This window comes from Paenibacillus sp. FSL R7-0652, from assembly GCF_038595045.1.
In the GTDB taxonomy this organism is placed as follows: domain Bacteria; phylum Bacillota; class Bacilli; order Paenibacillales; family Paenibacillaceae; genus Paenibacillus.
In genome coordinates, this window is record NZ_CP152001.1 from 2,957,186 (window position 1) to 2,982,537 (window position 25,352).

General features: G+C 46.9%; 22 protein-coding genes. 21 read left to right on the top strand and 1 reads right to left on the bottom strand.

Translation table 11 applies throughout. From position 1 onward, the window contains the following. The first annotated feature begins 37 nt into the window (after window positions 1-37). The 18 genes from MKY97_RS13470 to MKY97_RS13555 all read left to right on the top strand — a co-directional run bounded on the left by MKY97_RS13470 (window position 38) and on the right by MKY97_RS13555 (window position 21,213). A complete protein-coding gene (locus MKY97_RS13470) occupies window positions 38-1,168 on the top strand; it encodes an FAD-dependent oxidoreductase (RefSeq protein WP_342555909.1) in 1,131 nt (376 codons plus the stop codon). Between the two features lie 32 nt (window positions 1,169-1,200). Continuing rightward, window positions 1,201-1,488 (top strand): hypothetical protein, encoded by a 288-nt coding sequence (locus MKY97_RS13475; RefSeq protein WP_342555910.1) that lies wholly within the window; start codon window positions 1,201-1,203, stop codon window positions 1,486-1,488. Between the two features lie 25 nt (window positions 1,489-1,513). Continuing rightward, entirely contained in the window at window positions 1,514-2,191 is a 678-nt protein-coding gene (locus MKY97_RS13480; RefSeq protein ID WP_342555911.1) for a response regulator transcription factor, read from the top strand. Further along, a complete protein-coding gene (locus MKY97_RS13485; protein ID WP_342555912.1) occupies window positions 2,184-3,596 on the top strand; it encodes a HAMP domain-containing sensor histidine kinase in 1,413 nt (470 codons plus the stop codon). Before MKY97_RS13480 ends, MKY97_RS13485 begins: the two co-directional genes overlap by 8 nt. 203 nt (window positions 3,597-3,799) lie before the next feature. After that, on the top strand, window positions 3,800-5,254 hold the full coding sequence (locus MKY97_RS13490) for an alpha/beta fold hydrolase (RefSeq protein ID WP_342555913.1): 1,455 nt from the start codon (window positions 3,800-3,802) through the stop codon (window positions 5,252-5,254). Window positions 5,255-5,539: 285 nt separating this feature from the next. Next, window positions 5,540-7,507 carry a serine hydrolase domain-containing protein gene (locus MKY97_RS13495; protein WP_342556323.1) on the top strand — a complete coding sequence of 656 codons (1,968 nt, stop codon included), beginning with the start codon at window positions 5,540-5,542 and terminating at the stop codon, window positions 7,505-7,507. Between the two features lie 321 nt (window positions 7,508-7,828). Further along, window positions 7,829-9,547: an ABC transporter ATP-binding protein gene (locus tag MKY97_RS13500; RefSeq protein WP_342555914.1), complete on the top strand. Its 1,719-nt coding sequence runs from the start codon at window positions 7,829-7,831 to the stop codon at window positions 9,545-9,547. Between the two features lie 264 nt (window positions 9,548-9,811). Continuing rightward, window positions 9,812-10,273 carry a MarR family winged helix-turn-helix transcriptional regulator gene (locus tag MKY97_RS13505; protein ID WP_342555915.1) on the top strand — a complete coding sequence of 154 codons (462 nt, stop codon included), beginning with the start codon at window positions 9,812-9,814 and terminating at the stop codon, window positions 10,271-10,273. Further along, window positions 10,270-11,382 carry a beta-eliminating lyase-related protein gene (locus tag MKY97_RS13510; RefSeq protein WP_342555916.1) on the top strand — a complete coding sequence of 371 codons (1,113 nt, stop codon included), beginning with the start codon at window positions 10,270-10,272 and terminating at the stop codon, window positions 11,380-11,382. Before MKY97_RS13505 ends, MKY97_RS13510 begins: the two co-directional genes overlap by 4 nt. 302 nt (window positions 11,383-11,684) lie before the next feature. Beyond that, on the top strand, window positions 11,685-12,470 hold the full coding sequence (locus MKY97_RS13515; RefSeq protein ID WP_342555917.1) for a methyltransferase domain-containing protein: 786 nt from the start codon (window positions 11,685-11,687) through the stop codon (window positions 12,468-12,470). Between the two features lie 156 nt (window positions 12,471-12,626). Beyond that, window positions 12,627-13,256 carry a pentapeptide repeat-containing protein gene (locus tag MKY97_RS13520; RefSeq protein ID WP_342555918.1) on the top strand — a complete coding sequence of 210 codons (630 nt, stop codon included), beginning with the start codon at window positions 12,627-12,629 and terminating at the stop codon, window positions 13,254-13,256. Between the two features lie 105 nt (window positions 13,257-13,361). Next, window positions 13,362-14,864, top strand: coding sequence for a DEAD/DEAH box helicase (locus MKY97_RS13525; RefSeq protein WP_342555919.1), 1,503 nt, complete (start codon window positions 13,362-13,364; stop codon window positions 14,862-14,864). A gap of 229 nt (window positions 14,865-15,093) precedes the next feature. Continuing rightward, complete coding sequence (locus MKY97_RS13530; RefSeq protein WP_342555920.1) at window positions 15,094-15,447, top strand: MmcQ/YjbR family DNA-binding protein; 354 nt, start codon at window positions 15,094-15,096, stop codon at window positions 15,445-15,447. Between the two features lie 77 nt (window positions 15,448-15,524). Then, the gene (locus tag MKY97_RS13535) at window positions 15,525-16,424 is read left to right on the top strand and encodes an alpha/beta hydrolase (protein WP_342555921.1); all 900 of its coding nucleotides are present in this window, start codon (window positions 15,525-15,527) and stop codon (window positions 16,422-16,424) included. Window positions 16,425-16,827: 403 nt separating this feature from the next. Next, window positions 16,828-17,985: a type III polyketide synthase gene (locus MKY97_RS13540; protein WP_342555922.1), complete on the top strand. Its 1,158-nt coding sequence runs from the start codon at window positions 16,828-16,830 to the stop codon at window positions 17,983-17,985. Then, window positions 17,972-18,700, top strand: coding sequence for an SAM-dependent methyltransferase (locus MKY97_RS13545; RefSeq protein WP_342555923.1), 729 nt, complete (start codon window positions 17,972-17,974; stop codon window positions 18,698-18,700). The genes MKY97_RS13540 and MKY97_RS13545 overlap by 14 nt, the downstream gene beginning before the upstream one ends. Continuing rightward, window positions 18,697-19,836, top strand: coding sequence for an NAD(P)/FAD-dependent oxidoreductase (locus tag MKY97_RS13550; RefSeq protein ID WP_342555924.1), 1,140 nt, complete (start codon window positions 18,697-18,699; stop codon window positions 19,834-19,836). The genes MKY97_RS13545 and MKY97_RS13550 overlap by 4 nt, the downstream gene beginning before the upstream one ends. A gap of 186 nt (window positions 19,837-20,022) precedes the next feature. Continuing rightward, window positions 20,023-21,213, top strand: coding sequence for a PLP-dependent aminotransferase family protein (locus tag MKY97_RS13555; RefSeq protein WP_342555925.1), 1,191 nt, complete (start codon window positions 20,023-20,025; stop codon window positions 21,211-21,213). A gap of 110 nt (window positions 21,214-21,323) precedes the next feature. Here the strand turns inward: MKY97_RS13555 and MKY97_RS13560 are convergent, their stop codons facing one another. Further along, window positions 21,324-21,749, bottom strand: coding sequence for a MaoC family dehydratase (locus MKY97_RS13560; RefSeq protein WP_342555926.1), 426 nt, complete (start codon window positions 21,747-21,749; stop codon window positions 21,324-21,326). Between the two features lie 197 nt (window positions 21,750-21,946). Between MKY97_RS13560 and MKY97_RS13565 the strand changes: the two genes are divergently transcribed. From MKY97_RS13565 to MKY97_RS13575, 3 genes are all read left to right on the top strand, one after another. Then, window positions 21,947-22,819 (top strand): AraC family transcriptional regulator, encoded by an 873-nt coding sequence (locus MKY97_RS13565; protein WP_342555927.1) that lies wholly within the window; start codon window positions 21,947-21,949, stop codon window positions 22,817-22,819. Window positions 22,820-22,903: 84 nt separating this feature from the next. Beyond that, window positions 22,904-24,187 (top strand): extracellular solute-binding protein, encoded by a 1,284-nt coding sequence (locus tag MKY97_RS13570; protein ID WP_342555928.1) that lies wholly within the window; start codon window positions 22,904-22,906, stop codon window positions 24,185-24,187. Window positions 24,188-24,457: 270 nt separating this feature from the next. Beyond that, a complete protein-coding gene (locus MKY97_RS13575) occupies window positions 24,458-25,348 on the top strand; it encodes a sugar ABC transporter permease (protein ID WP_342555929.1) in 891 nt (296 codons plus the stop codon). Window positions 25,349-25,352: the final 4 nt, after the last annotated feature.

Sequence of the window (25,352 nt, forward strand, 5' to 3'; positions counted from 1 at the left end):
TATGAAAGAGAGAGATAGAGAAGAAAGGGATGCTGGCATGAAAAAAGTTATTGTCATCGGGGCGGGCATATTGGGCGCATCAACCGCTTATCATTTAGCGAAATCAGGAGCGAAGGTGCTGCTTATCGATCGAAAAGATGCCGGACAGGCCACTGATGCGGCAGCCGGCATCATCTGTCCTTGGTTATCCCAGCGGCGGAATCAGGACTGGTATCAGCTTGCCAAGGCGGGTGCGCGTTATTACCCTGCGCTTATTGCCGAGCTGGAACGTGATGGAGAAACGGAGACAGGATATGCGCAAACAGGTGCACTAAGCATCCATACGGATGTGGACAAAATCAATAAGATGGTGGAACGAGCCAAGCTGCGCAGAGTGGATGCTCCAGAGATTGGAACGATTACATGCCTGGATGAAAAAGAAACCCGTGAACAGTTCCCTTTACTAGGGGAAGGTTATGCATCTGTACACATCAGCGGAGCAGCCCGGGTTGATGGCAGAGCACTGCGTGATGCACTGATTCGCTCTGCACAGCGGCATGGTGCTCGCTTTATTCAGGGGGAGGCCCGGATAATCTATAACCACGAACAAGTGACTGGAATAGAAGTGCAGACCGAGCGGTATTCCGCGGATACGGTCGTCGTTTGTGCCGGAGCATGGGCGAATGAATTGATGAAGCCGCTGGGGATTCATTTTAAAGTCCATTATCAAAAGGCTCAGATTGTGCATTTGCGCACATCAAGTGAAGAAGATACAGACAGCTGGCCTGTGATTATGCCTCCTTCCGACCAGTATTTGCTGGCGTTTGCAGAACAGAAAATCGTTATTGGGGCTACACATGAAAATGATGCGGCAGGTTACGACACACGAATTACTGCAGGGGGTATGCAGGAAGTGCTGAACAAAGGACTTGAACTTGCACCTGACCTCTCCAATAGTACACTTGAAGAGGTTCGTGTTGGCTTTCGTCCGTTTACGCCTGGTTTTCTGCCCGTTATGGGGCATGTCCCTGGATGGTCAGGTCTGATTACAGCGAATGGACTCGGTGCCTCCGGTTTGACCATGGGTCCTTATATTGGCAGTCAGCTGGCCAAATTAGCGATCGATGGGGTATCGGAAATAAATGTGGAAGCCTATGATGTAAGTAAAGCGATGCAGATGGAGACATAGGCGGGATAAGAACTGAGCAAAGAGGTGATTTTGTGACATATTCACAGCGTCTATCAGGCGGAGCAAGCCTGTCTGATGTGCTGCATCTGGAGTATGAGATCGAAAAAGTAAAGCAAGAGCGAGTAGAAGCGGCCAACAGGCTGAAGCGATACGAACAAGAATGCATTCGAAATGAGAGGGAACAGCAAGAGGTAGAGGCAGCAGAGATTGGCGAAGCCCAGGTTTTACAAGCAAAGCTTGCAGACGCACGAACTCAAGTGAATTCGCTGACGACACGGCTTGAAGAGCTGGAGGCTGCCTTGGATGAACTTGTAGATTAGAATATTATCCTAGAAGGAGAACCATATGCCTACTATATTAGTCGCAGACGATGATGCGAATATTCGCGAACTGGTCTGCCTGTTTCTCAGAAATGACGGTTTCACCACAGTTGAGGCCGTGGACGGCAAGCAAGCACTCGCTGTCTATCAGGAAACTCCTGTTGACCTGGTTGTGCTGGATATTATGATGCCTGTTATGGATGGCTGGGCCTTGTGCAGGGAATTAAGGCGGCTGAACGCCGAGCTGCCTCTTCTGATGCTGACTGCAAGAGGTGAAACTTGGGAGAAAGTAAAAGGATTTGAACTGGGAACGGATGATTATTTGACGAAACCGTTTGACCCTCTGGAACTGACTGTTCGTGTGAAAGCTCTGCTGAAACGATACAAGATTGGCTCCACCCATATGATTCAGTTTGGCAATGTCACGCTGGACCGGCAGAGCTACAAGGTCATGCTTGGCGAAGAGTCGCTGACACTGCCGCTCAAGGAATTCGAATTGCTGTACAAGCTGGCCGGAACGCCGGGACAGGTCTATACGCGGGAGCAGTTAATCGATCAGATCTGGGGGCTGGATTATACGGGGGATGATCGAACGGTGGATGTACATATCAAACGTCTGCGTGAACGTTTTGCGGCGACTCCCGATTTTCAGATTGAAACCGTTCGGGGGTTGGGGTACCGGCTAGAGGTCAAGCATGATTAAATCTCTGTATATCCGGGTCGTTGTGACTTTTCTGGTATCTGTCATTGCAGGGACTGTGATCGCATTTTTTTTGTCCACCTGGATATTTAAAGATCAGCTTAACGATAATGCCCATATCAACATCCGTAATTTTGGTCAGGATGTTGTAGAGATGTATAAAACGCTGCCGTTATCCGAAGCGGATGAATTCGTCAACAAGATGAAGCAGCTCGATTTGTATTACATTCGAATGGTCGAGCCTTCAGGACAGATCCACACGTTCGGAAAAGATAAAGGCCACGAGCCAATTTCAGTAACGCAGGAGCAGGTTCAGAAGGTGTTGGAAGGAACCGTATTGGAATTGACACCGAATGGTCTCGGTACGGTGCTGCTGGGATTGCCGGTTCAGACTGCGAGCGGGACTCGAGCCATGTTTCTTGAAACCCTGTCTCCGCCCGCGGCGGCGGCTGTAATACAGTGGGGCACGATTTTTGCCTCCTCATCCTTGGCTGCCGGAAGTCTGATCATTCTGATTGCTTCCATGTTTCTGGTAAGACCGATCAAAAAATTGACTCAGGCAACAAAACGTATCGCAGCAGGTGATTTCAATGTCAAGCTGAATATCAAGCAAACCAGTGAACTGGGCACACTCGCCCGGAGCTTTGAAGAGATGATGAATGATTTGCAGCAGCTCGAGCACATGAGAAGAGAGTTTGTAGCCAATGTCTCGCACGAAGTCCAATCACCGCTCACATCTATCTCAGGATATGCCCAAGCCTTGAAAAATGTAGAACTGCCGGATCAGGAACGAGGACGGTATCTTGACATTATTATTTCAGAGGCGAAACGGTTGTCTAAAATGAGCGACAGCCTGCTCAAGCTTAGCTTGCTCGAATCACAGTCACATCAACTGCAGCTTGTCACACGTGATCTGGATGAGCAGATTAGGCGGGTTATCGTTGCGTTACAACCTCAATGGTCTGCCCGGGATATTCGGTTTGAGCTGGAATTGCAGAAGGTGCAGGTCCTCGCAGACCATGATCAATTGAACCAGGTGTGGACCAATATAATCAGCAATGGTATCAAGTTTTCAGAGGATAAAGGGTCGATTCTCGTCAGGATGGAACGGGATAGTAGAAATGTAACCGTACGGATATCGGATCATGGCATTGGCATTCCTTTGGAGGATCAGAAACGTATATTTGAGCGCTTCTTTAAGGCCGATCGTTCCCACAGCCGTAAATATGACGGCAGCGGAATGGGTCTTGCGATCACCAAACAGATTGTGTCGCTGCATCAAGGGGATATCCAGGTGGAAAGTAAAATAGATCAAGGAACGACGTTTATCATTACGCTTCCCATCATTTCTTCCATCAGTTCATCCTCGGCAGGATCGTCAGTTCCTCTTGGTAAGACTATGGATTAATGATTATGACGTTCCCTATAACTGTGTTCGTGTACAAGTTCGCTTGTATGTGAATGCAGCTTTTTTGCGTTGTTCATATGGTGTTCATGTAGATGTCACGGGCAGTACATGTTTAGTGATTATAATTTTTTTAGCAGCCAGATCAATATACAGATCTAACACTCGATCAAGTGGGCTCTATATAAGAAAAGAGAGGGTTCAAGATGAGATTATTTGAAGTACTTTTAGTTTTATCCTGTTTTTCTTTACTTGCAGATGTATTGTTTGTTAAAAGAGCTGCAGTGAAAACAGGCATGGCTCTAAGCATTGGAAGCATTGTAATCTTGGTAATTCACTTGCTAATCGAAGGTTATAGGTGGCAGATGCTTTTGGTATATATCATGACAGGTCTGTTCATCATCATCGTTTCATCCAAGCATTTACAAAAGAATATGGAAACAAAATTAGGGAAGCCGCTGAAATATAGTTTGGCCGCCGTCACCGTTGTGATCATGGTTGTATCACTTTTTTTGTTAGTATATATGCCTGTCTTTCACCTGCCTAAACCTGATGGACCAGAGAAAGTGGGTACTCAAACCTTTCATTTGACAGATCTAGGCAGAGATGAAGTTTTAACTGAGGAACAGAGTGATAAAAGAGAGCTTATGATTCAGATTTGGTATCCAACTGAAAATAAAAATAACAACAAGAGTGAACTTCTTTTCCCTAAAGATAAAGAGATGTTCAAGAAGTATATTCAGACATACTCTAATTCTTTGAACCTGCCTGACTTTGTGTTTGATTATTGGAAGTATAGTAAAACCAACACATATGAAAATACAGCGATATTACCCTCAACAAGTCCTTATCCCGTAATCCTGTTATCACATGGAATGGGAACCAGCAGGGTTTTACATGCATCACAGGCCGAGAATCTGGCCAGTCATGGTTATATCGTGGTAACCATCGATCATACGTACAGCACCTTTGCTACTATTTTTCCAGATGGACGTGTGACGGATTATAAAACCAAGATGACAACAATTGACGAGCGCAGAGAAATCGGGAAGATATGGACACAAGACGTTGAGTTTGTAATCGATCAGATAGAAAAGTTGAATTCAGGTGCAATCGAGAGTCAATTCAAAGGAAAAATAGATTTAAATCATTTAGGCGTAATGGGACATTCCTTTGGGGGTGCTGCAGCGTTTAATACAGCTTATTTAGACAATAGAATTAAGGCTGGAATTAATATGGATGGGTCACTGTATGAAGTGGAGAATCGAGACGTTATCAACAAGCCGTTTATGTTCATAAGATCAGGAGTTTTCAAGGGATGGTTGGAAGACTTTAAAAGCAATACAGATTCGGATAACGAAGTGATTAAACAACTTACAGATGAGCTGCACATACTGAAAAATGTAATCCATCATCAGGGAAATGTGATTTATGTAGAAGGAACTGAGCATTTCAATTTCACAGATCTTCAATTCTATTCTCCATTGATTAAACTGACGGGAATCACGGGAGATATCGATGGAAAAAGAGGCTCATGGATCGTAGATCAATATGTACTTGATTTTTTCAATAAGCATCTGAAAGGAACGGGTGGAAACCTTGTTCAAGGTCCGAGTGATATGTATCCTGAGGTGAAATTTGTGGAACCAGGGGATCTGTAATCAAGTCTGTCTGACGGATCGTTAACACCGAAATATATTTTACTTGTTCATGTACTGTTCATATAGACGTCATGAACAGTACATCCTGATTGATTATGTTTGCTTAAGATCCAAAGGTATGGGTCTAACAACCAATCAGGAGAAGATGTGAATGGGACCACAAAAGAAGCTGAGAATGAACATGAACAAGGTCATGAATCAATCGCAACGTTGAGTCTGGTGATCACCTTGTTAACACCTTGGACAGCCATCGCCGCACCAGCTGTTCTTAATAGCAGTGAGCGGATGTATGAACCAACCAAGAAAACGGTGATGGAGAAGGCTCGTCTGCTTACCGATACATATGGGATAACAAGTATGCAGTATGGTCTCATTGATCATGGGGAAATAGTAGTTTCGGGTCAGACAGGCAGGAATGATCAGAAGGGAGAGGTCCCGCTGACATCGGATACAATCTATGGCATCGGGACGACCAGCAAAATGGTTGTTACAGCTTCAGTAATGAAACTGGTTGATGAAGGGAGGGTGAATCTGGATCTGCCTGTGACGAACTATATTCCCGAGTTTAAGATGAAAGATCATCGTTACCAGCAAATTACACCACGCATGCTGCTTAATCATTCTGCTGGTCTTCTGGGTACTTCAGGTCACAATGCAACCCTGTATCGGGATAATGATACATTTGCACAGGATACCTTTCTGGAACAATTGGCTGGGCAGCATCTGAAGGCGGAACCAGGTGATTATTCTGTGTACACTAACGATGGGTTTACTTTAGCTGAACTTCTGGTAGAAAGAGTCAGCGGCATGAGTTTTACAGCATTTATCCATAAACACTTTACAGAGCCGTTGAAAATGGAGCATACGAGAACACCACAGGATAGGGTCAGCCCGGCAGACATGGCGGGAACCTATTCACCGCTGTTTGAAGGGCAGCTTCCACAAGAGAATTATAATATTATTGCCTCAGGAGGCATCTATTCTACCGCTGAGGATCTTGTGAAATTTTCGCAAATCTTTACAGGAGAAGTTAAGGGGATTCTTTCAAGCCAATCCGCACAAGCCATGGAGCAAAACGAATACAAACGAGTCTTGTGGCCGGAGGATAGCGATACCTCAATATCTTATGGATTAGGATGGGATAGTGTGAGCCTGTACCCATTCAGTGATTACGGCGTCAAGGCGGTTACAAAAGGTGGAGATACGGTATCATACCATTCTTCCTTGGTTATTCTTCCAGAATATAATCTGGCCGCAGCTGTCACTTCTTCGGGAGGCACGAGTGTACTCGATCAGACTATAGCCAGCGAGTTATTACTCAGCGCATTTGAAGCCAAAGATATCATTAAAGAACGCAAGCCGGCAAAATCCTTTGGCACACCCGTGAAGGCGGACATTGAAATACACGGGAATTATGGTGGTAATAAACCTGTAATGAAGGTGGAGATGAATGCAGCCGGACAATTGCTGATTTCTTCCGATTCCGGTCGTTCTTCTGATGAGTACATCTACACATCGGATGGAACATTTGTAAACAAGGAAGGCACGAAAAAATTAAAGTTTGTTGAAGAATCAAACGGACATGTCTACTTATGGTCTCGATCGTATCTGTCTATACCTGAGGTAGGACAGCTCGCTTTCTCCGAATATACGGCACAGAAGCTTGAAAACAACGAGTTGTCCAGCGAGATTCAGGCGGTGTGGGATCAGCGCGAAGGGAATAGGTATTACTTGATCAATGAGAAGTATACTTCCACAGCATACCTGCATGCCTCAACCATCATTCCTTTCCATATAGACAAGGAGGTTCCTGGATATGTGGGAAGCAGCCGGATAGTTGGAGCCAGTCGTGCAGTGAACCAAGTCCAAATCCCTGGTCTGGCAGGTAGAGACACGATGGATATGCATTTCTCCAGGCAGAACGGAATCGAGTATATCGAAGCAGGAGGTCATGTATACGCCAGCGAAGAGACAGTTCAAGCGATGTATGGCGGCAAACAATCGAGGGTCACGGTGCAGCCTGATGGTTATGCTCGGTGGTTTTCGGTACCCGCAGCAGCCAAAGGTAAAGTTATGACGGTAAAGATGCCTGCAAACGCTGCCTTTGCGGTATATGACCAGACAGGGGTTTGTATAAATCATACGGTGGTTAGTGGTAAAAATGAGGTGGTCTTGCCTGAAAACGGACACGTGACATTTGCAGGAGATTCTGGCGCTGCATTTGAAATTTTTTTAACAAACGCTGAACGATAGATCCTCAACCAACGTTATTCAAAAAGAACCTCAGCCAATGTTAACTCGAGGCCATTGAGTCAGATTGAAAAAAATACCTCAAAGCTTTCTCTATATTATTAGAGAAGGCTTTTGGGGTATTTATTTTGAAAATTTATTCTCGCGATGCTGTAGAATGATCAAATTCGATATGCTGCTGCTGCAAATGTTCTTCTTGATAAGAAGGAAATAACAGGTTTACATCTTTTGGAAGGATGTATACAATTGTAAACATTGATGTCCTATACGCTGCAGAGCGAACATACACAACTAAATATGAATGTAGAGAGAGAGTGAATAGGAATGCTTCGTCGTTTTTTTTCGTATTATCGACCTTACAAAAAATTGTTTCTGATCGACTTTGGCTGCGCTGTATTCGCAGGTCTGCTGGAGCTCGCATTCCCGCTCGCCGTAAGTAAATTTATTAATGAACTGCTGCCAGGACAAGATTGGCCGCTGATTCTGCTCGCATGTATCGTGCTGCTGTCCATCTATGCGCTGAATACGGTATTAAACTATGTCGTTACCTACTGGGGACATATGCTGGGAATCAACATCGAAACGAATATGCGGGAGAAAATGTTCGCCCACCTGCAGAAACTTTCCTTCCGGTTCTTTGATAACCGCAAAACAGGGCATCTGATCGGTCATCTCACGAATGACCTTAACGATATTGGCGAGGTGGCTCACCATGGACCCGAGGATGTGTTCATTGCCGTAATGACACTGATCGGATCGTTCTGGCTGATGGCCAATATTAATCTGGAGCTGGCTTTACTGACCTTTATCATCATTCCGATTATGGCCTGGGTTATTATTGTGTTCGGGGGCCGGATGACCAAGACGTACCGGAGGCTTTTCGGCGACGTGGGTAACTTCAATGCTCGTATTGAAGACAACGTAGGCGGCATGCGTGTCGTGCAGTCTTTTGCCAACGAAGAACATGAGAAAAAGCTGTTTGCTGTAGATAACGCCAATTTCCGTCTTACCAAGCTGCTCGCTTACAAAACGATGGCGAAAAGCATCTCGGTCAGTTATATGATGATGCGCCTGGTAACCGTATTTGTGATGATCAGCGGGGCATGGTTCTACATTGACGGCAGAATCAACATGGGCGATTTCATGGCGTTCCTGCTCCTGTCAAATATCTTCTTCCGTCCCATCGAGAAAATTAACGCCGTGATTGAGAGCTACCCGAAGGGCATCGCCGGCTTCAAACGTTATCTGGAGATTATTGACACAGAACCTGAGATTGCGGACCGCAAAGATGCGGTTGAACTGCATGAGGTGAAGGGAGATATCCGCTTCGAAAATGTTTCGTTTGGTTACGAATCAAGTCGGCGCATCCTGAATCAGATCAGTTTGTCGGTTCGTCCGGGGGAAACGGTAGCTTTTGTGGGGCCTTCCGGTGCAGGGAAAACAACCATTTGCAGCCTGCTGCCGCGCTTTTATGAGGTGCAGGAAGGAAGAATCACGGTAGATGGTGTGGACATCCGCGACATTAAGCTGCATTCGCTGCGTAAGCAGATCGGAATCGTACAGCAGGATGTGTTCCTGTTCTCGGGGACGATTAAAGAAAATATCGCATATGGTGACCTGACCGCAACCGAGGACCAGATCTGGGAAGCGGCCCGCCGCGCTTCGTTGGAAGAGCTGATTCTGAGCCTGCCGGACGGCATGGATACGATCATTGGGGAACGAGGAGTGAAGCTGTCTGGTGGGCAAAAGCAGCGGCTGTCCATCGCCCGTATGTTCCTCAAAAACCCACCAATTCTGATTCTGGATGAAGCGACTTCTGCGCTGGATACCGAGACCGAAGCGCTGATTCAACAATCTCTCGCTGAATTGTCTGTTGGCAGAACAACTTTGGTGATTGCTCACCGGCTGACCACAATTAAAAATGCGGATCGCATTATTGTGGTGAACGCCGATGGAATCGCGGAACAAGGTAACCACGAGGAACTGGTTGCTGCCGGAGGTATCTACAGCCGCCTGCATCAAGTGCAGTATAATCACTCGTAGGTCAAGCGGGAAAGATTCATGGTTGAGTGATCAGGACACATCAGGTGATGGAAGAAGGTTGACTTTCAGTCTGATAAAGCTTCTATGAAATGGGTCAGATGAATGTTTCACTTCATTCGTTCCGGTTTTTTTTATTAAAGGTATAGAGCCGCGCAGCTGCGCGGCTTTTTTTGCATTCCAGGTTGTGAGGTAAATAATGTTGACAGTGTCCACAATCCTGATTAATATAATGTTGACAATGTCCACTAAAGGGGAGGTCTTGCGATGAACTCTCAGCATATTCAACCGGAAGTATTGGCTGACATGCGGCGGTTTAACCGTTTTTATACGAATATTCTTGGTGTGCTTGATAAGCATATTCTCGGGACAGGGTATTCTTTTGCCGAAGCACGGGTCATTATCGAGATTGGCATGCGCGGAGAGAGTATCGCGAACAATCTGGTTGATACACTCACGATTGACCGCAGCTATATGAGCCGAATTGTAAACAAATTGACCAAAGAAGGGCTGCTGATCAAATCTGATTCTGCTGAGGACAGCCGGGCTAGTCTGATTCGTCTGACGGACAAAGGACAGGTGCTGTTTGCCGAACTGAATGATCGATCCGATCAGCAGATATTGAAATTAATGCAGAACCTGAGTGAAGAAGAGATTCATGAGGTCTATACCTCCATGATGAACATCCAAGAGAAGCTGAACAAGAAGGCAGGAGAGACAACACGATGATACGATTTGAATGTGATTATAATGAAGGTGCACACGAACGAATTTTGCAGCGTTTGATGGAGACAAATCTGGAGCAGACCAGCGGTTATGGCACGGATGCTCATTGCGAGCGTGCACGAATGCTGATTCGACAGGCTTGTGATCATGAAGAGGCGGATGTACATTTTCTCGTTGGAGGTACGCAGACCAATACAACGGTTATTGCATCCATTCTCCGGCCTCATCAAGGGGTCATTGCAGCGGTATCCGGTCACATTGCTGTTCATGAGACAGGCGCGATTGAAGCAGCGGGGCATAAAGTGCTTACGGTTCCAAGCCTGGACGGCAAAATCACCGCAACACAGGTTAGAGCGGTCTATGATGCACATGCGCAGGAATCATCACCAGAGCACAGTGTTCAACCCGGCATGGTTTACATATCTCAACCCACCGAAAATGGTACGATGTACAGCAAAGCTGAACTTGAAGCGCTGTATGCGGTGAGTCAAGCATGTGATTTGCCATTTTTTATCGATGGAGCACGCCTGGGTTATGCCCTTGCATCTAGAGATTGTGATATGACGATGGCTGATCTCGCACGCCTGTGCGATGTGTTCTACATTGGCGGGACCAAGATTGGTGCGTTAATGGGCGAGGCGGTTGTCATTTTGAAAGATGCGCTGAAGCGTGATTTCCGTTATATTATCAAGCAAAAGGGCGGTCTGCTGGCTAAAGGCAGATTGCTTGGTATTCAGTTTGAGACGTTATTTGAAGATGGTCTGTATCTGGATATTTCGCGTCATGCTGTGGATATGGCTTTAAGAATTCACGATACCCTTGAGCAGCAAGGGGTGGAATTCCTGTACGCTTCTCCAACGAATCAGCAGTTCCCTGTCCTGCCTAACGGCTTGCTGGAACAGCTTCGCGAGCACTATACGTTTACATTCTGGGAAAAGGTGGATGACTCCCGCAGTGCAGTTCGTTTTTGCACCAGTTGGGCGACCCGTCAAGAAAATGTGGATGCCCTGACTCATGATATCGTGAAGCTGCTGCAAAAAAATGATAATCAGGTTCAAATCGCTGAAGCTGCTGAACCGTTTGCGGAGTTACAGACAGCGGCGATGGTTTAAATGCTAAAAGTACTAATCCTATCCAAGATCAGCGCAGGAGAGTATGACAGCTTTCGCGATAATTCTGATTGAAGAGGAGCGCACTGCGTGCTGGAAGATGTATGCGGTTAGAATCTAGGTGTGTTTTGCAGGGGATATCCGGCCTGTAGGGCACGCCTTTTATTTTTGCGTCAAAAGTAAGCAGCAAATGTCCCTTAATAGCGGTTGTCGGAATGGGCTATTAGATCATGGATTGACATCATGCTCAAAGTAATTTAAGTTATTATAGACACTTTATGTCTCTAATATAAAGGAGAGATGTTATGAGCACGGAAGAACAACCCTTCCCGAAGAAAACTTCACAAACGATCCAATCCGCACAATCTATTTATTCCATACAAGCGATGCTCCCCTCACCATCCATACCGCTCTTATCCCTGCTGCAGCCATCTCCAGGAGAACGTATTCTGGATTTGGGATGTGGGAATGGCGTACTAACGGCTAAAATTGCAGCAGCCGGAGCGATGACCACCGGAATTGATATTTCAAAAGAAAGCATCGTGCAAGCTGTAGAAAAATATCCGGAGCTGGATTTTCAGACAGCAGATGCCGCTCATTATCGCCCGCAGCAGCGTTATGATGCTGTTTTTTCTCATGCTTCACTGCATTGGATGGCGGATGCCCCAGCTGTCATGAAAACGATACAATTGGCATTAAGACAAGGAGGACGTTTAGTCACCGAATTTGCCGGTAACGGTAATACATCCATCATTCTTCATGCGCTTCGGGATGAGCTGCTTACTCGGGGATACACATGGGAAGGTCGGAGCCCGTGGTATCATCCCAGTGTGGGTGAATTCTCCAGTTTGCTGGAGCAGCATGGATTCCGAGTGTTATTTATACAGCATACCGACTCGCTTAGGCCGTTGAAACAAGGGGTCCGTCAATGGCTCCGCGGCTTTGCTCCGTATCTTCTCCGAGATATTGAAGCAAATGAGCAGGAGTCGATCATGGAGGTTGTCGAAAATAAAGCAGCGCCGCAGCTTTTCCATGGAGGGCAGTGGAATTTGGACATTTCCAGACTACGAGCAGTTGCGATTAAGGTTTAATCTACAGAGGGTTCATAGGATAGATAACAAATGATAAAAAAGATCGACGCTGCCGCATGACTGCACACGCCTCAATCAGATAAGGACGATAAAGGTCCCGATTTGAATCTGAAATAACTCATAAACAAGTCAGAAACAAGCACGAAGGAGAAGATCATGAAAATAGAGAAGCCCAAGCTGCAGCAGCAGCTGCTTGAAGCTGAACCGGTCTATGCCTTGGAATCAAAAACAGAATACAAGGACAGGTTGATTGAGAATATTGCACTGGACCTGCAGGAAGTGAGCAAAGTATCGTTTGAAAACGTCTTATTCCGGCATGTGACTATACTGGAGTCGACACTTGAACATTGTGAATTTACGGACGTTCGGTTTGAACACTGTGACTTTTCCAATGTAAATTTGCAGGATTCGTTTATGCATCGCACCCAGTGGTTAAATTGCAAACTCGTGGGTACGGACTTCTCCGGCAGTCGATGGCAGAATGTCAGCGTTTTGCAGAGCATATGTGACTACAGCAGCTTTAGGTTTGCCCATCTCAAGCAGGTGGAATATGCCGAGTGCAGCTTGGCTGGTGCGGATTTCGCCTATCTGAAATTGCAGAAAATCGCACTGAGCTTGTGCAAGATGGATCAGGTAATTTTTACCGGAACAGCGATGAAGGGCATGGACTTGAGTGACTGTGATTTCGATGCGCTTCTTCTTACGCTTGAAGATCTGGCCGGTTGTGCCATTGCACCCCACCAAGCAGCATCTTTTGTCGGATTAATGGGTCTTATAATCAAATGAATTTCAGAGACGTATACAGAACCTTTATTTAATGTTATCCTTAACTGTTACGTGTGACATAAATATTCGTTTTATGTATAGATGAGCGTAAATGAAGGAGATAACATGACATTTCAGGAATTAAACATCATCCCTCCGATTCTGGAAGGATTGAAAAAAGCAAATTACAGTAAACCAACTCCGATTCAGGAGCAGTCCATACCGGCTGTGCTTGCGGGCCGGGATTTACTTGGTTGCGCGCAGACCGGAACAGGCAAGACAGCGGCATTTTCAGTACCGATCATTCAGTTATTGAGCGAAGGCAGCCAGCGCAAACAAGGGACACCACTCGATAAAAAGGCCAAATCCGTTCGTACGATTCGCTCGCTTATCTTGTCCCCGACCCGAGAGCTTGCCATTCAAATATCAGATAACATAAAAATGTACAGCAAGTACACCGATATTCGTTCCACAGCCATTGTGGGCGGCGTATCTCAGAGAGTACAGGAGCGTGCACTGCAGCAGGGGGCGGATATTGTCATTGCTACGCCTGGACGCTTGATGGACCTTGTGAATCAGAAGCAGATTAATCTGAGCAATGTGGAGATTCTTGTGCTCGATGAAGCCGACCGTATGCTGGATATGGGCTTTATCCACGATGTGAAACGGATTATTGCCAAGATGCCCAACAAAAAGCAGACCTTGTTTTTCTCGGCAACGATGCCGCCGGAAATTGTCAAGATGGTGCAGACGCTGCTGGTGAACCCTGTCAAAGTAGAGATTACGCCAGTATCTTCAACCGTGGATCGCATCAAACAATCGGTATATTTGCTGGAGAAGGGCAAGAAACAGAGCATGCTGAATCACATTTTGCAGGATACCTCAATTGCTACTGCACTGGTGTTCACACGTACGAAACGTGGAGCTGATCGGGTTACGCGGGATTTGGCGAAAATAAACGTAACGGCACAGGCCATCCATGGTAACAAATCGCAAAATGAACGCCAGCGGGCACTGAACAATTTTAAAAGTGGTGTGACTCGTGTACTGGTAGCAACCGATATAGCGGCGAGAGGCATTGATGTTGAGGAACTGACACACGTCATTAACTTCAATCTGCCTAACATTCCGGAGACGTATGTTCACCGTATTGGCCGCACGGGGCGGGCCGGGAAAAGCGGGATGGCGATTTCGTTCTGTGAAAAGGACGAGCTTCCATTCTTGAAAGATATCGAGAAAGTTATCAAGAAATCGATTCCTGAAGTGAAGGATCATCCTTACCCGATGACCAATACTCCCGTGTATGCGCAGATGAGTTCGAAGTCGGCATCCGGCGGAAATTCAGGATTTAATCGTCCTGCTGCGGACAAACCGGGCAAATCCAAGAAAAACCCGGCGCGCAAGCCAAAGTCGGAGTGGTTCACTAAGCGGGACAAACCGGCATCTGCTGGTAAATCTGGAGATCGCCATACGAATGGTTCAAGCCGGGCACGAAGTGAGCAGTCTCATGCCAAAAATCGACCTTTATCTGGTACAGCGCGTACATCGGATCACAGCCAAACCAGCAATCGCTCTTCGTATCAGGGCCAGCAGCGCCGTGCAAAATCGCAGCGTGATCAAGCCAATTAACAGAGGAGTCAGACGACAACATTTTCAATACATTTTAATAAAATCACAATAACTACAGAGACCAATAGAGCTGTAATATGAATATAGCGAAGCAGATGGGTACTTCAAAAACCTGCCTTCCCCAATCTTTGGGGAAGGTTTTTTTGCTATGTAATGAACTGCATTTACATACAAACATACATTCGATAATATAGAGGATAGAGGAGAAAGGCTGAAAGGGGGAGAGAAGTTGGTAGAAACGATGATGAACTACTGCCTTGCCAAAAAAGGTGCCGTTAAAGAATATCCGTTCGGACCAGAAACGACGGTCATCAAGGTAGCAGACAAGATGTTTGCTCTTCTGTTTGAAGGAAATGGAGAGAACAGCCGCTTGAATCTGAAGTGTGATCCGGTGATAGCCGAAAATCTGAGAGAACAGCATGAGGCGGTTAAGCCGGGTTACCATATGAACAAAAAGCACTGGAATACCGTGATGCTGGACGATACGCTGTCAAGCGAGGATATCTATGCGATGATTGACCATTCCTACAACCTTGTCGTACAGAAGCTGCCGAAGAGGATTCAGGAGACGCTGAGCGAATAAAGATAAGGGAGACCTGCAGCATATGGAGCAGCGCTGCTTTCTACCATGTGGAAACAACGACAAAGGAGTGATTCGGAATGGACCAACAGCAGCAGATCGCCATGGTTCAACAAATGCGACAGCACAGTTCAGGGGGAAATCAATCCCTTCAACCAAGCAGTACATATGATGTGACCGTTAACGAGCAGTACATCACTACCTCCGCTGGAGAGACGCGGATACTGATTTATCAGCCTAACCGGAAGCAGGAACAAGCTTCAGCGCTGCCTGTTTTTTTTAACATGCATGGGGGCGGATTCGTACTGGGACAAGCTGACGGGGACGACTCGTGGTGCCGTTTGATTGCAGATCGCGCAGGATGTCTGGTTGTGAATATTGATTATAAGCTGGCTCCTGAGCACAAATTCCCGACGGCAGTCCATGAGTGTTATGACGTGGTGAAATGGGTTCACACCCATGCAGGTCAGTTCTCCGCAAATGCTGATCTGTTTGCAGTTGGGGGCCACAGTGCGGGAGGAAATCTGGCTGCAGCGGTATGTTTGCTTAACCGGGATCGTGGAGATCAGCTTCCAATCCGGCTTCAAATTATTGATTACGCCGTGCTCGATCTGGCTTCAGACCCGGCGGAGAAACCTGATTTTCCAGAAGCGATTCCAGCAGAGGTTGCCAGAACATTTAACGCGATGTATCTGAACCAACCGGAGGATGCCCGGAATCCGCTAGCTTCGCCAATCCTTGCTGAGACTTTCTCGGGACTGCCAGAAGCCTTGATTATAACTGCAGGCAGGGATTCGCTTGCTCAAGAAGCACGTACATATGCTGCGAAGCTGGAGGCGAGCGGGGTGAAGGTAACCCACAAAGAGTACGAAGGTGCAGCACACGGTTTTACACATCAGGGCGATATTCAGATCGCTGAGGACGCATGGTATCTGATGAGCGACAAGCTGAAGGACGCTTTTAGTCGTGCAGGTATCTGACATGGAACGATCATGTGAAAGCCGCTAGCAGACCGTTTTCACATCATCGAGTTAGCATTAATCAGGTCAGCATCGATTTTTAGTACGCTCAATCAGCAGAAATATAGAAGATATAATGAAACACCTTCGGAGGATGAAAGCCGCCAGCATGCAGCGGAATGATTCATCTCCTAAGGTGTTTTTTTCTATGAAGTTATAAAAAGTTCCTCAAACGGGGCTTCTGAGTACGCAGCCGTCTTAATAAAATATAATAAAATATACAATCCAGTGAGAGAGCTCGTTATCAAGAAACAGGACGTGAATTTTTTATATGGACCAATATCATTTTGAGGATTACAACCTTTTCATAAAGGGTAAGAGGTGTTAATTAGAGGAAATCCTAACCAAAAATCAGGAGGTTCATATGAATTCAAACAACCTTTCGAGTGATATCGCCATTCTTGGCATGGGAACAGCGCTGCCTGCACATGCAGTCAATCAGCCTGATATCGCAGAGCTTATAGCTGCTTCACTGCAGGACCGCCCGGACTTGGCCCGCTTTGCCAAGCGTATTTTCAGATCCTGCGGCGTAGAGACACGTTACACGGTAGAGCCGAGTTACCTTGGTACACTGGAGGAATGCCGTTATCTGCCCTCCGCTGAACATACGAATATTCCGACAACCCGTGAACGGATGGATACATATCAGCGGGAAGCATTTCCGCTGGCGGTCAAGGCTGCGGAGCAGGCGATACAGGATGCGGGAATATCGCCGGAAGGGATCACACATATGATTACCGTCAGCTGTACCGGACAATACTTGCCGGGACTGGATGTGCAGCTGATTCGTCATTTAGGATTACCTGCACGAGTGAACCGACTGCCGCTGATTTTTCAAGGCTGTGCAGCAGGACTGAAAGCAATCCAGATGGCGCGGGATGTCGTTCAGGGTGCTCCGGGATCTCAGGTCTTAATCGTCTGCGTTGAATTATGTACACTCCATTTCCAGCCGGTTCAGGATCGGGAGGCGTTGTTTGCCGCATCTTTCTTTGGGGATGCGGCATCCGCATCCATAGTAGGTACCCCTGAAGCGAAGCATAGAGACTACTTGAGTCTGGGAACCGGATATTCCGTGCTCCTGCCGGATTCGACGGAGGATATGACTTGGGAAGTAGCCGATTACGGTTATGATCTGTATCTGTCTCCCCGAATTCCGAAGCTGCTTGGTGTACATTTGGAGGAAGAATTACGACTTCTGCTGCAGGGTGATCCGTTCCCCGAACTGTGGGCGATACACCCGGGCGGCAGAGGAATTGTAGACTCTGTTCAGGAAGTGATGAATCTGAAACAGGAACAGACCAAGTACAGCCGGGATATTTTGAGAGATTACGGTAATTTGTCTTCCAATACCATTCTGTTCGTGCTTCAGGCGATACGGCAGGATATGAAAAAACGTGAAGAATCATCCGCATCAGGTGTAGCGATGGCCTTTGGTCCCGGACTTACTGCCGAACTTATGAAATTCACGTATGTTCCGGCTTTAACACCAGTAACGGAGGATCAGGATCATGTCCTTCTTTAGAACGCTGGGCAGCCGAGCGAAGGAAGATGAGCTGATGGATGACTTCTCGATGGGCGGGGAGGAATTGCGTGAAGCGCTGCGGCATCTGCGGCGGCTGAACAAAATATTTGCTGCGCCGGGTCCTACCGTATCAGGTGTAGCGAAATTATGGCATTCCATCGGCAGACCGTCTGTGCTTTCACTTTTGGATGTCGGCGCCGGATCTGGAGATGTAAATCAGAAACTGCTGCAGTGGGCGGCGAAGCAGGGGATTGAGATGCAGATTACACTGGTAGATCTGACCGAAGAAGCTTGCGAAGAGGCCAGACAGCTGTTTCGGAACGAGCCGCGTGTACAGGTGGTGCGAGCGGATCTCACTTCACTGCCCGATGCGTCTGCGGATATTGTGACGGGCTCACAGTTCATTCACCATTTTGAAGGCGAGCAGCTTGTGGATATGGTTACTCATATGCTTCGAGTTTCCCGATACGGCGTCGTAATTAATGATATTCATCGTCATACGGTGTCTTATAAGGCAGTGTGGATTACAACAAGATTAATTTCACGCAACCGCTATATTCGTCATGATGGGCCGCTGTCGGTTGCCAAGGGATTTACGGATCAAGATTGGCAGGAACTCAAACGGCAGCTCAATCATGACACCATGACATATGAATGGAAACCGTTATTCCGCTACTCTGTGGTAATTCCACAGATGGGAGGTGCAGTAAGGTGACAATATCAATGGATGTCATCATCATTGGAGCAGGAATTGCAGGAAGCGCCTGTGCAATTGAGCTGGCTCGGCAGGGCTATCGAACGCTGCTGCTGGATCGTCAGCAGTTTCCGCGGCACAAAACATGCGGGGAGTTCATGTCACCCGAAACAAGGGAGATGCTGGAGCATCTGGGTATTCATCTGCTTGATCATGAGGTGGAACCAAGCACCATGGATCATGCCAGAATTACGATGTCGGACGGGGGGGAGATTGAAGCACCTCTACCTGGATCGGCGTACGGTATAAGTCGATACGAACTGGATCAACTGCTCCATCGGCAGGCGCAGACTGCCGGTGCCGAAATCATGACCAAGGTGAATATAACGAACATCCAGCAGCTTGATAACCATCGTTATGATGTCGAGATTAAGCGGGAAAATGAGGAGATGCGTTATCAGGCCAAGGTGCTCATTGCGGCCCACGGCACCAAAAAACTGCGAGGAACCAGCAGTGCAGAAGGGCTTCGAGATGAGACGATCTATGTCGGTGTCAAATCTCATTACAAGGGGATCAGCGTACCAGCGAGAGTAGAATTGTACTTTTGTCATGGCGGCTACGTCGGAATCTCTCCGATTGAAAAGGATACGGTTAACGTGGCGGCATTGTTGACACTGGATTCGGTACAGGGAAGCGGGAAATCCGTACCGGAGATTTTGAAGGCGGCAGCTGCGACAAATACGGGTCTTGCAGCCATTCTGGCATCAGGTGAGCCTGTTGAGGGAACTCAGGTATCTGCTGCTCCGCTGCAGCTGTCCAATATCCCCGAACCCTGGTCGGACTATCCGCATATTGGCGATGCGATGATGATGATCCCGCCTCTGTGCGGAGACGGAATGTCTATTGCCCTTCGATCTTCAATCCTGTGCGCCCGGTGGAGCGGTGCTTACTTGAAAGACGAGATTGACTATGCCGCGTGGCAGAGCGAGTATACGCTGGAAGCCAATCGCGAGTTCGCGCAGCTGCTTCGAAGAGCCAGAACGATTCAGAATCTCGCTTTTGCCAAAACAAATCGCTTTTATCCGGCTCTGGTTCGAATGTTTCCCGGGTTGGCGGCATATGTGGTGAAAGCTACGAGACTGTCGGAGATGAAATAAGATAAGAAAAAGGCTGCCAACGGCAGCTTTTTTGTGATTTCAGGGCCGGTATGACAGAATGTTTATAACATTCGGAATGCAAATTTTCACAGGACTCTTTGGCAAATAAAGAAATGTCCGTATAATAGAGTCTACTGTATGATTAAAGATAGATGTGAGATCAGATGCCGAGAGGATGTATTAGAGATGAATTATACCTTTTCCAACCGGATTGCATCACTGCAGCCGTCCATTATCCGCGAAATTCTGAAGGCTTCCTCAGGTCAAAATGTCATTCCGTTCGCTGCGGGTAATCCCGCGCCGGAAACGTTCCCGATTGAAGCTATTCGCACATTCACACAAGCGATCCTGGAACAGGACCCGGTTACGGCGCTGCAGTACGGGATTACGGAAGGTTATGTTCCGCTGCGTGAAGCACTTCAGCAGCATCTGGAGCAAAATTTCAACACAGGCAGGCCATCCGACCAGCTCTTTATTGTGTCTGGTGCACAACAGGGGATTGAGCTTGCATGTAAAGTGCTGTGCAACGAAGGAGACACGATTATTTGCGAGAGTCCAAGCTTTATCGGTTCCCTGAATTCATTCCGTGCTTCCGGTGCGAAGCTGGCTGGTGTGCCGATGGAGATGGATGGCATGGACATTGATAAGTTAGAACATACGCTGCAGACGGAACAGAATGTAAAGATGATCTATGTGATTCCTAGTTTCCAAAATCCGACAGGTGTAACTACCAGTCTGGAGAAACGCAAAGCGATCTATACACTTGCTAAGAAGTATAATGTTATGATTTTGGAGGACAATCCGTACGGGGAGCTTCGATTTAATGGCGAGGACGTGCCAACGATTAAATCCATGGACGAGGAAGGCTTGGTCATCTATGTTGGTTCTTTCTCCAAAATTTTGTCAGCCGGTCTGCGCGTTGGCTTTGTACAGGCTCCGCATGAAGTGGTAGAGAAGATGGTTGTTGCGAAGCAGGGGGAAGACGTGCATACGGCAATGCTTCCACAGATTTTGGCCCATCGGTTTATGACACAGTATGATTATGAAGGTCATATTAACCATATTCGCGAGGTTTACCTCCGAAAGGCCACACTGATGATGGACAAGCTGCAGGAACATCTGGGCGATGCTGTAACCTATACCCGGCCGGATGGCGGATTATTTCTGTGGTGTGATCTTCCCGCTCATGTACCGATGATGGATTATGCCAAAACGGCAGCTGCGCAGGGTGTAGCTGTGGTACCAGGCAATGCGTTCCTTGTGAATGAGCAGGACCCATGTAACGCGATTAGGCTGAATTTCTCGACTCCGTCCGACGAGCAGATTGTCAAAGGTGTAGAGGTTCTCGGACAAGTGTTACGGACTTCGTTTTCCTAAAAGGCTTTTATCATATAGTTCATATCTAAGTTAGCGAAAGCCGCCCTCGGGCGGCCTTTTTCGTTGTTTCCTCATGTAAACTTCTTTAATTATCTTCTTTACTTATAGGCTTAATTACCCACCAGTGCACTCAGCTCTGCCCGAAATACATTCTGTCCCTTCTGATTGTAGGTGCTCAGCAGCACGGTTACCGTACCGTTGCCTACTCGTCTGGGCCGTAGTTCAATAACCTCGGCTATCACATGCAGCTCATCCTCCGGATACACAGGTTTGAGAAATTGAAGCTGGTTCATGCCTGTTCCAGCGATGATATGGTCCCCGTACACGCCAACATCGATCCACAGTTTGAATGAGACGTTCAATGTCTGCATTCCTGATGCGATCAGGCTTCCGAAACGCCCCTGCTTGGCTTTTTCCTCGTCCAGATGCATATATTGCGGATCATACATTTCGGCAAAACGAATGATATCATCCTTCGTTAAAATGACTGACTTCGTTTCATAACGCTGTCCTACTTCAAAATCGCTGAATTTCATATCATCCCACTCCGATTCATTGAATGTCCACAGCTTATATTAACACGTCCGCCTCAGATATCCCTAATTGAAGAGAGTCGGTTATTTGGATGTTTGGTCCAATTTTAGTTAGAATATGAGAAAAGGGTGAGTCCATTCAGGCATAAGATATAGAAACAAGAGGCAGATGTGTGTGGAAAAAAGAGGAGGCGAATGATATGGGCGTACCTACTTTTCTGGAAACAGGTCACATGGCCGACGGGTTTCCCATTCGGTTGATTTATACAGGTGCACAATTCAATTATGCCGCACATTGGCATGACGAGGTAGAACTTGTTGTTGTGAATGGAAAGCAGGCACGGATTGGTATCAACGATCAGATTTTTGATCTGAATCAGGGGGATATCATTCTGATCAAGCCAGGGGATGTTCATTATTTTATGCCGGGGACCGAACGTTTGACGATTCTGCTGTTTCGGCTCGAATTGCTTACCGGAAGCTTCACGAATGAAGCAGAGATGCAGGAACTGGGCGCACTTTTTAATCAAACAACAATCATTCCGTCCAGCAGTGATTACAATCCCGGTCCTTACATTGAGGCTATTGCTGCTGAGAAAAAAAATCAGAAACCCGGTTACCGCTGGTTGATGGTATCCCGGTTATATGATCTGATCGTTCTGCTGCTGCGCACCGCACCACCACGATCCGAGAAAATGTCACCCTGCTGGCCCTGCGTATCTTCCAAAAAGTTCGAATTTCTTGAATCGGTCTGCGAATATCTGGAAGAACACTATGCCGAGCCGATCAAGCTGGAGCAGGTCGCAGAGCATATGAAATTCAGCAAATTCCATATCTGCAAGCTCTTTAAAGAGGTCAAAGGCATCACGCTGATGGAATACCTGAATCACTTTCGCATTATCAAGTCCGAGTGGGCGCTGCTGTTTCGTCAGGACTCCATTCTGGAGATTGCCATCAGTCACGGATTCAACAATGTGAACTCTTATAATCGTCTTTTTAAGAAGTATAACAACTGCACGCCGTCTGAATTTCGCAAACGTCATCGTTCCAATATCGCAAAATATCAAGGATGATTGACAATATTTGTGGAGAAAGCGATCGCTCAAATTCATATACTCAAATAAATTGTAAGCGTTTCCTTTTTGGGGAGGGTACTTATGAAGAAATGGTTTAAGCGATGTGCTGTACCAATGATGGTGCTTGCAAGCTCAGTCATGCTGTTGACAGGTTGCCAGACAGGAACGTCCAATGGGTCCAAACAGCAGGAAATTACAGTCTGGAGTTTCACGGATGAGGCAGGCTACGCCATTGAGAAATTCGAAGAGAAGTATCCGGATATCAAGGTGAATTTCGTTAATATTCCGGGTAACTTCTACCTCACCAAGCTCAAATCAGCACTTCAGACCCGTTCGAAAGCACCCGATGTGTTCATGATCGAGAACGCAAATATCAGGGAAATGATTGATGTGCCCTATCTGGAAAATCTGTCACCTCCGCCGTATAACGCCGACGAGTTAATTAAGGAGCAGTATCCGTTTGTACAGGCCAATGAGAAGGATAGCGAGGGGAACGTCAGGGCAATCGGTTATCAAGGTACGCCGGGCGGTATCTATTATCGCCGCGATCTGGCGAAGGAATATCTGGGCACAGACGATCCGGAGAAAGTGAGTGCCCAGATTGATACATGGGAGAAAATTTTCGCAATAGGAGAGAAGGTGCAGGAGCAAAGCGGTAACAAGGTGCATGCTCTGGCGAACTGGAATGGAATCGCCAACTCGTACGATGGCATTCCCTGGGTGAAGGACGGGAAGCTGGTTATTGATCCTACTTATATGAAGGTGCTTGATCTGGTGCGTGAGGCAAGGCAGCGGCGTGTGCTGGCTGAATACGAGGACGGAAGTGCGGGTTATGCAGCATCGATGCAAAAAGGTGAAGTGATGTTTTACCCGGCTGCAACTTGGGGACTGCAGTTTACATTCAAAGCGAATGCACCTGATACCGAGGGATTATGGGGCTTGGCCCACGGACCTTCATCCTTCAGTTCAGGGGGAACTTACATTGCGATGTATAATCAAAGTGACCGGAAAGATGCAGCCTGGAAGTTCATTGAATTTTATAACTTTAATCATGAGTTTCTAACGGGCCTGGCCAAAGATCAGGATTATTTTACGAGCAACATGGTGGTGAATGATCAGCTTGCAGATTCGCTCACTTCGGCCTATCTAGGCGGACAGAAGCATTTTGAATTTTTCTCGGAGGCCGCGAAGCAGGTTCCCGTGTACGAACGCACCAAATATGACGGCATTATCAACACGGATATCTACCGAAATCTGCTGCAGCTGTATCTAAACGGTGATATCGAAACAAAAGAGGATGTAGTGAAACGCATCAAACGTGATGTGCGCCTAAGATTCCCCGAACTAGATGTTGAGCAGGAGTAAGTTTATTGCTCAACAATCTACGAAGTTAACTAAGCGTTTACACCAAAAACGAAGAGGACAGAAAAAACCTAGAAAAGCGGAGCTAAACGTTTTCTGAAAGAAAGCTGCATCGAAAGCATACGCTGCGCCTTTATCACCGGATTCTCCCTTTTAAAAAGGGAATCAGAGAAATCCGGGGATAACAGCGATTGAAAGGTTGTTCTGTCATCGGAGTGCTTGTGTAACCCTCGTGGTTTACTTTAGGTCATATTGATGAATGGAGGACAGCGCATGTTTGCCAAAACGATTCGCAAGGACCATTACGGCTACTACTTTATCGCTCCTTTTTTTATCGTGTTCGCCATCTTTGGACTGTATCCCATCCTGTACTCGCTGTATATCAGCTTCACGAATTTTGACGGGATTACGACGCCGGAGTTTGTGGGGATCGGTAACTACGTCGCCGTGCTGCAGGACCCGCTGTTCTACAAAACACTGTTTAATACACTCTTTATCTGGGGCGTGTCAGTTGTACCCCAGCTGACCGTATCCCTTGTGCTGGCTTTTATTCTGAACGACAAATTGTTAAAAGGGCGGGATATATTCCGGGCGGTTTACTTTTTCCCGAATATCGTCACAGCAGCTTCGCTCGGTTTGCTGGTTAGTCTGATATTTGATTGGCAGTCGGGGGGACTGAACCATTTCCTCATGCAGGTAGGTTTGATTCAAGATCCAATCAACTGGAAAAACGACCCTTGGTTTATGAGGCTGATCGTCTCATCTATCCTGTTCTTTCAGTACTTTGGTTACTCGATGGTTATATATCTGGCCGGTCTGCAGGGAATTGATCCCGCACTGCAGGAAGCCGCCCAGATTGATGGCGCCAAGAAAAAACATATCTTCCTGCACATTATCGTACCGATGCTTAAACCTATTATTTTGTTCCAGATCATTACGTCCATCATTGGCGGCATTCAGATTTTCGACCAGCCGTTTACATTGACCAATGGTAATGGCGGTCCGGACCGTGCGGCAATGACCAGCATTATGTACCTGTATAATGTGGCGTTCCAGAGTACACGTTTTGGTTACGGAGCAGCGATTGCGTTCTGCCTGTTCATCATCATTATTTTGTTATCCGTGGCATCCTTCATCATGACCAAACGGAAGAGCCGTTCATAGGGAG